Source organism: Cellulophaga sp., assembly GCF_039943695.1.
GTDB lineage: Bacteria > Bacteroidota > Bacteroidia > Flavobacteriales > Flavobacteriaceae > Cellulophaga.
Genome location: NZ_JBDVAA010000143.1, coordinates 1 through 6,825, shown reverse-complemented (window position 1 = coordinate 6,825; position 6,825 = coordinate 1). Strand labels below are relative to the sequence as shown.

Sequence of the window (6,825 nt, the reverse complement as noted above, 5' to 3'; positions counted from 1 at the left end):
GTGCAATTTGCGGTTAGTCCAGATGAAAAAGAAGATATTATTGCAATAGAAATTAACCCAAGGGTATCTAGATCTTCGGCATTAGCATCTAAAGCAACCGGGTATCCAATTGCAAAAATAGCTTCTAAATTAGCTATTGGTTACAACTTAGATGAGTTAGATAATCAAATTACAAAATCTACATCTGCTTTATTTGAGCCTACTTTAGATTACGTTATTGTAAAAATACCTCGTTGGAACTTTGATAAGTTTGAGGGATCTGACAGAACTTTAGGTTTACAGATGAAATCTGTAGGTGAAGTCATGGGTATAGGACGTTCTTTTCAAGAAGCATTGCATAAAGCAACACAATCATTAGAAATTAAACGTAATGGTTTAGGAGCAGATGGTAAAGGATATAAAGATTACGATCAAATTATACAAAAACTAACTGTGCCAAGTTGGGATAGGGTTTTTGTAATATACGATGCAATACAATTGGGTATTCCATTGAGTAGAATTCATGAAATTACTAAAATAGATATGTGGTTCTTACGTCAGTATGAAGAATTACATCACCTAGAAAAAGAAATTTCTAAATATACAGTAGAGAGTTTACCAAGAGAGTTATTGCTAGAAGCTAAACAAAAAGGTTTTGCAGATAGGCAAATAGCGCATATGTTAGACTGTTATGAGAGTGAAGTACATACAAAGCGTTCTGCTCAAGGCATTAACAGAGTATTTAAACTAGTAGATACATGTGCTGCAGAGTTTAAAGCAATGACACCTTATTACTATTCTACTTTTGAGGCAGAAATAGAAACACCAGACGGTAAACGTTATGTACAAAATGATAGTGTTGTTACTGATAAAAAGAAAATTGTAGTACTTGGTTCTGGACCAAACAGAATAGGGCAAGGTATAGAGTTTGATTATTGTTGTGTGCACGGTGTTTTAGCAGCTGCAGAATGTGGCTATGAAACTATAATGATTAACTGTAACCCAGAAACGGTTTCTACTGATTTTGATACAGCAGATAAATTATACTTTGAGCCTGTTTTTTGGGAACACATTTATGATATTATTCAGCATGAGAAACCAGAAGGTGTAATTGTACAGCTAGGTGGACAAACAGCATTGAAGCTAGCTGAAAAATTATCTAAATACGGTATAAAAATATTAGGAACTAGTTTTGAGTCTCTAGATTTAGCTGAAGACAGAGGAAATTTCTCTAAAATGTTATTAGAAAATAATATTCCTTTTCCAAAATATGGTATAGCAGAAACTGCTGATGAGGCATTGACACTAGCAGACGAATTAGATTTTCCTTTGTTAGTTAGGCCATCTTACGTATTAGGAGGTCAGGGAATGAAAATTGTAATTAACAAAGCAGAGTTAGAGGAGCACGTTGTTAACCTATTAAAATCTATACCAGGTAATAAGCTATTATTAGATCATTATTTAGATGGAGCAATAGAAGCAGAAGCAGATGCAATTTGTGATGGCGAGGATGTTTACATAATTGGTATTATGGAGCATATAGAGCCATGTGGTGTGCATTCTGGAGATTCTAATGCTACATTGCCTCCTTTTAACTTAGGGGAGTTTGTAATGCAGCAAATAAAAGATCATACTAAAAAAATTGCTTTAGCACTTAATACGGTTGGTTTAATAAACATACAATTTGCTATTAAAGATGATATGGTTTACATTATAGAAGCTAACCCTAGAGCGTCTAGAACGGTACCTTTTATAGCAAAAGCATACAAAGAGCCTTACGTTAATTATGCTACTAAAGTAATGTTAGGAGATAAAAAAGTAAAAGACTTTAATTTTAACCCTCAGTTAGAAGGTTTTGCAATTAAGCAGCCAGTATTCTCTTTTAATAAGTTTCCTAATGTAAATAAAAACTTAGGTCCAGAGATGAAAAGTACAGGAGAAAGTATTTTATTTATAGATAGTTTAAAAGACGATGATTTTTATAACTTATATGCAAGACGTAAAATGTATTTAAGCAAATAAGCAATAGATTTAATTATAAAAAATCCCTATTAGATTTATTCTAATAGGTTTTTTTTTTTAGTAATAAATAAACCCCAACAGGGAGAGGAAAAATTCCTCGTCCCAAAGTGGGGTTAGTGTTGCATTTTTAATACTGTATGCCTCTTAATTATTTAAAGGAAGTATTTTGTAGATAGACTTTTCTCCTTTAGTAATTGTTTTAGCTAGTGTCTCAAAAGATTCTTTTTCTGGGTCATCAGCATTCCAGTCTTTACGTCCTTTATCAAAATCTTCATAATAAGTATCCCAATTGTCATATTTAGTTTTGGCAATAGCTAATACATCTGCTAAAATAGCTGTAGATTCTTCTTTTGTTAAAAAGTTTGCAGAGTAGCCCATTGCTACATTATTAGTAATTCTAGCATAATCCCAAGACTTGTATGCGTAATCTCTTGTTTTTAAATCTTCTAAAGTTTCTAATAAAGATTCTTTACTAGTTATACCCCAAGCATTTTTTAATACTCTTTTTGCACCAGAGCTATCAGATTTTTCAAAAGGAAATTCAAATATTTCTTTGTAGCCAACAACTAACTCTTCATTTGTAGAGTAACCAGCATTGGTCATCATAGATTCTACATCACTAGATCCACCATATCCGTGAATAAAATAAATACCACCAAGCATAAAACTACTTAGTTTTTCATCTTTTAATTCGGTTTTTGTTCCACAAGAGACAATACTTAATAGTATTACAGTGCACAATGCAAACAATTTAAATTGTTTTGTATTTTTCATAATAAATAGTTGTTTGGTATCTATATTAAAACTTAATTGGATACTTATTTTTATGCTAAAATACAGTCTAAGTTTAGTGTAACTTTCTCTAAATATATATCCGCTCTAAATTAACTTATATTCGTTTAGATTTGAGCCTTTTTGTGTTGCTTTAGTATGTATTTAATGTAAAACGGTATATTATGGTGTTAATCTAATTTTACTTATTGATTAAGTAAGCGTTCTACAAAGTCATTTTTACGACGTGCAGAAACAGGTATTTTTTCTCCAGATTTTAGAAAAATATAACCGTTTTTATCATATTTATCTATAAAACTTAAATTTACAACATATGATTGATGCGTACGCATAAAGTTTTTTTCAGGAAACTGATTTTCAAATTCCTTTATTGGTTTAGATGCTATATAAGATTTACCATCACTTAAATAAAAGGTAGTGTAACCTTTGTCTGATTTGCAATGTGTTAAATACCTAAACTCAATTACCTGTAGGCCTTCTTGTAAACGTAAAACTAACTTTTCTTTTTTACGTTCTAGCATTTCACTTTTTACAATTTCTAATTGTTCATTAGCTATTTCTACATTACTGTCTATAGCCTTATCAATAGCGGCTTCTAACTCATCTATATCTACAGGTTTTAAAATATAATCTACCGCTCCGTTTTTTAGTGCTTGCAAAGCATACTGTTCATACGCAGTAATAAAAATAACATTGTAGCTTAAATTTGTAGTTTGCTCTAAAAAATCAAACGCATTACCATCTAATAGATTAATGTCTAAAAAAATAAGATCTGGTTTACAAGCGTTAGCAACAACTACAGCTTCTTTTACAGATTCGCATTCACCTAAAATGGTAACTTCTTTATCTAGAGAGGTTATCATTGCCAATAATCCTTTTCTAATATATAATTCGTCTTCTACAATTAAAGCTTTAAGCATCTTCTTTTTCTATTTTGTAAGGCAAAGTAAGTGTTACTATTGTACCTTGTTCATTAAATTGTGATCTGTCTTCTATGGTTAAGCCTGTTTCTACTCTTAACTCTTTAGACATAATTTTTAAACGTTCTGCAGATATTTGGGTAGATACTGATTTTTTACTCTTCCTTTTATTAGTACTTGTTTTATTTATACCTAAGCCATTATCTATAATAATACAGCTAAGTTTAGAATCTTTAAAGTGAATAAAGATTGATATTTCTGCATTTTCAAAATTATTATTAAATCCGTGTTCAATAGCATTTTCTACAAAAGGCTGCATTAGCATTGGAGGTATAGAAATGATAGATGTATCTATATTTTCATCAATATTTAAAGTATACTTAAAACTATTTTCTCTACTCATATTTTGCAAATCAATATAGTTCTGTAATGCCTGTAACTCTTCTTTTAATGACACAAGTTTTTCTCTAGAGTTTTCTAAAATTATACGTAATAGTTTAGAGAATTTAGATAAGTAAATAATGGCTTTTTTATCTTCTTTATTTAATATCATTCCTTGTATAACAGACAAGCTATTAAATATAAAATGCGGAGTCATTTGTGAACGTAACAACCTTTGTTCTGTTTGTATTTGTACGTGTGCATTTATAATGTTACGGTATTTAAAAATAAATAACACAGCAAACAATACTACAACTAGTATAACAAGTATAAAAGCGCCCCAAATTTTTTGTTTTTCGGCTAAAGCTAATCTGTTATCTATAATTTTAACTTGTTTTTTTAGAGTAGTTTCTCTGGTGTTGGCAAATTCTAATTGTTTAGATGATGTTTCTAAGGCTTTTATTTTTTCACTAATTTTTTGCTTAAAAATAGCTTCGTTTAAACTTTCAATTCTAGCTAAATATGTTACAGCTTTTTCTACATTATTTTGATTCTTATACATTAAAAAGTAGTGAGAATAGATACTTTTTTGGTTGTAAAGTGATGTATTGTCAGATATAGAAGTAACGGCAGAGTCTAAATATACTTCTGCTTCTTTATATTTTTCTTGTTTTAAATATGCAAAACCAATATTAGAATAGTGTACACTACGGTTATTTTTTGATTTTTTTATAGACTTTTTTAAATAAACAATTGCTTCATCCCATTTTTCTAAACCCATTAAAGTTAGAGCATAGTTATTGGTAAATAGTGAAAGCTTCCTATACTTTGGTAGTGTTATGTTGTTATAAATATCATGAGCTTTTTTGTATTGGTTATTATGGTAATACATCATACCCCATTTAAAACATAGTTTTTGAAACTCAATGGAATCTTTTTCTCTAAAAACAGGAGCTACTTTTTCACAATATTCAATTCCTTTTGTAATATCATTTAAGTCAATAAGGTTTTCTGCCATTAAATTAAAAGCTCTAACCAAATTGGTAGTATCTTTTAGTTTCATAGCTTTTTCTGTCATTTTATTAGAAAAAACCAAGCCATTAGAATACTGTCTGGTTCTTCCGTAGGACTTTGTTATATAAAATAACTCATCTAAATTAAGTTCTTTAAACTCACTTTTTTTGGTAAGTGTATCTATAACAGCTTCAAATTCTCTGGCTTCAAAAAGCTCTTTTGGAGATTGTTGAGCTTTTAAACCCGTATATATCAGGGTGCACAACAAAAATGTTATAATAAACTTTAACTTATTCATAAAATGGTAGGCTGTTACTTTTTCTTTAAGTGATAAAAATAGAATTAATTTTTAGATACTATTAGATTAATAATGGTGTTTTTGGTTTGATGTTCATTTAATTGTAAACTTCCTGTTCTATGTTACTTTTTTTGTAAGACTTAACAGCAAAAAATATAAATACCAGTGTAATAACGCTTCCAAGAATTAGACTATTTGTAGCTCCTAAGGACTCAGAAATTGATATCAATATTTTTTTTAAACCTCTTCTAGATCCAGATACAGCAACATTTTCACCAGCTTCTAATTTTAGGGCACTATCATATAAAGCAAAAGTTAGTAATGCCGCAACCAAACTGTATAAAGCTGGTTTAACCCAAGCTTTAGTTTTTTTCTGAACTTTGTTTTTAGATAAATTTGTTTTAGAAACTAATGTATTTAAGGTGTTTTGGTATTCTTCCTCTGATGTAAAATCTAAATACGCTTTTTCATTTTTCCCTTTTTCTATAAAAAATACTTGAAAGCCCATATCTTCCTTAAAAGGAACAATTTTTATAATATCTGTATATGTAAAAGTATGTTGCGTGTTAAGTAGCCCTTTTTTATCTGAGTCTAACTCAGTATTAAAAGCTTCCAACGTTTTATAGTCTTCATCAGAGAGTCTAACTTTAGATTCTGTAAGTAATATATTTTTAATGTACGTAGCCTTTGTGTTAATTATAAACTGTTGCATAAAATTTAATCTTTTAATTTAAGATAAATGTATATGTTACCATTTACATATGTAAACGCCAGTTTATATTTGCTAGGTTTTAGCGCATATTTGTAAAGCTTACTTTAATATTATTTTTACATTTTCTTTTTGTAAAGAGTCTAAAAAATCTTCTACTTTAAAGTTTGATGATTCAAACGTGTTATTTCTTTTAAAGGCTTGTTCTTTACTTCTAATGCTACGTGCAAACCTACGTATACCTTGTTTATCTTCTACTAATAATCCAGGTACAACTAGGCTTTTACCGTGTGTGTCTTTAGCAACCATTGTAAAGTATGATGAGTTGCAATGTTTTTTTACACCTGTGGTAATATTTTCAGATTCTACCCTAACGCCAACAACCATAGAGGTTCTTCCTGTGTAGTTTATAGATGCTTTTAAAGTTACCAACTCACCAACCTCTATAGGATTTAAAAAATCTACTCTGTTTACAGATGCTGTAACACAATAACTCCTAGAGTGTTTAGATGCACAAGCAAAAGCAATTTGATCCATAAGGTTTAAAATGTAACCACCATGTACTTTGCCGCCAAAATTAGAGTGCGCAGGTAACATTAACTCAGTTATAGAAACTTTAGATTCGTTTACTGTTTTAAATTCGCTCATATATTTAGTTTCTAACGTGTGGAGATTGTTCTTTTGTTACCTCTGTAATAAAATATTTAGTA

Annotated in this window: 6 protein-coding genes; 1 reads left to right on the top strand and 5 read right to left on the bottom strand. The window is 29.7% G+C overall.

The annotated features are described in order from the left end of the window. Positions 1–2,001, top strand: a 2,001-nt coding sequence (gene carB / locus ABJD66_RS09515) for a carbamoyl-phosphate synthase large subunit (RefSeq protein WP_348130833.1), incomplete at its 5' end; no start/stop codon positions are given. Between the two features lie 144 nt (positions 2,002–2,145). On the opposite strand, the gene ABJD66_RS09510 is transcribed toward carB, so the two are convergent. The 5 genes from ABJD66_RS09510 to ABJD66_RS09490 all read right to left on the bottom strand — a co-directional run bounded on the left by ABJD66_RS09510 (position 2,146) and on the right by ABJD66_RS09490 (position 6,763). Then, entirely contained in the window at positions 2,146–2,775 is a 630-nt protein-coding gene (locus ABJD66_RS09510) for a DUF1266 domain-containing protein (RefSeq protein WP_100895484.1), read from the bottom strand. Positions 2,776–2,978: 203 nt separating this feature from the next. Next, a complete protein-coding gene (locus ABJD66_RS09505; protein WP_100895485.1) occupies positions 2,979–3,713 on the bottom strand; it encodes a LytTR family DNA-binding domain-containing protein in 735 nt (244 codons plus the stop codon). Continuing rightward, positions 3,706–5,406, bottom strand: a complete 1,701-nt coding sequence (locus tag ABJD66_RS09500; protein ID WP_348130829.1) for a histidine kinase — start codon at positions 5,404–5,406, stop codon at positions 3,706–3,708. The genes ABJD66_RS09505 and ABJD66_RS09500 overlap by 8 nt, the downstream gene beginning before the upstream one ends. A gap of 97 nt (positions 5,407–5,503) precedes the next feature. After that, entirely contained in the window at positions 5,504–6,118 is a 615-nt protein-coding gene (locus tag ABJD66_RS09495; RefSeq protein ID WP_348130826.1) for a hypothetical protein, read from the bottom strand. A gap of 99 nt (positions 6,119–6,217) precedes the next feature. Then, positions 6,218–6,763: an acyl-CoA thioesterase gene (locus ABJD66_RS09490; RefSeq protein WP_348130823.1), complete on the bottom strand. Its 546-nt coding sequence runs from the start codon at positions 6,761–6,763 to the stop codon at positions 6,218–6,220. Positions 6,764–6,825: the final 62 nt, after the last annotated feature.

Bases quoted from the DNA above. Each gene is read 5' to 3' on its own strand.
- ABJD66_RS09505 (WP_100895485.1), bottom strand. From the start codon at position 3,713: ATGCTTAAAGCTTTAATTGTAGAAGACGAATTATATATTAGAAAAGGA.
- ABJD66_RS09500 (WP_348130829.1), bottom strand. From the start codon at position 5,406: ATGAATAAGTTAAAGTTTATTATAACATTTTTGTTGTGCACCCTGATA.
- ABJD66_RS09490 (WP_348130823.1), bottom strand. From the start codon at position 6,763: ATGAGCGAATTTAAAACAGTAAACGAATCTAAAGTTTCTATAACTGAG.
- ABJD66_RS09495 (WP_348130826.1), bottom strand. From the start codon at position 6,118: ATGCAACAGTTTATAATTAACACAAAGGCTACGTACATTAAAAATATA.
- ABJD66_RS09510 (WP_100895484.1), bottom strand. From the start codon at position 2,775: ATGAAAAATACAAAACAATTTAAATTGTTTGCATTGTGCACTGTAATA.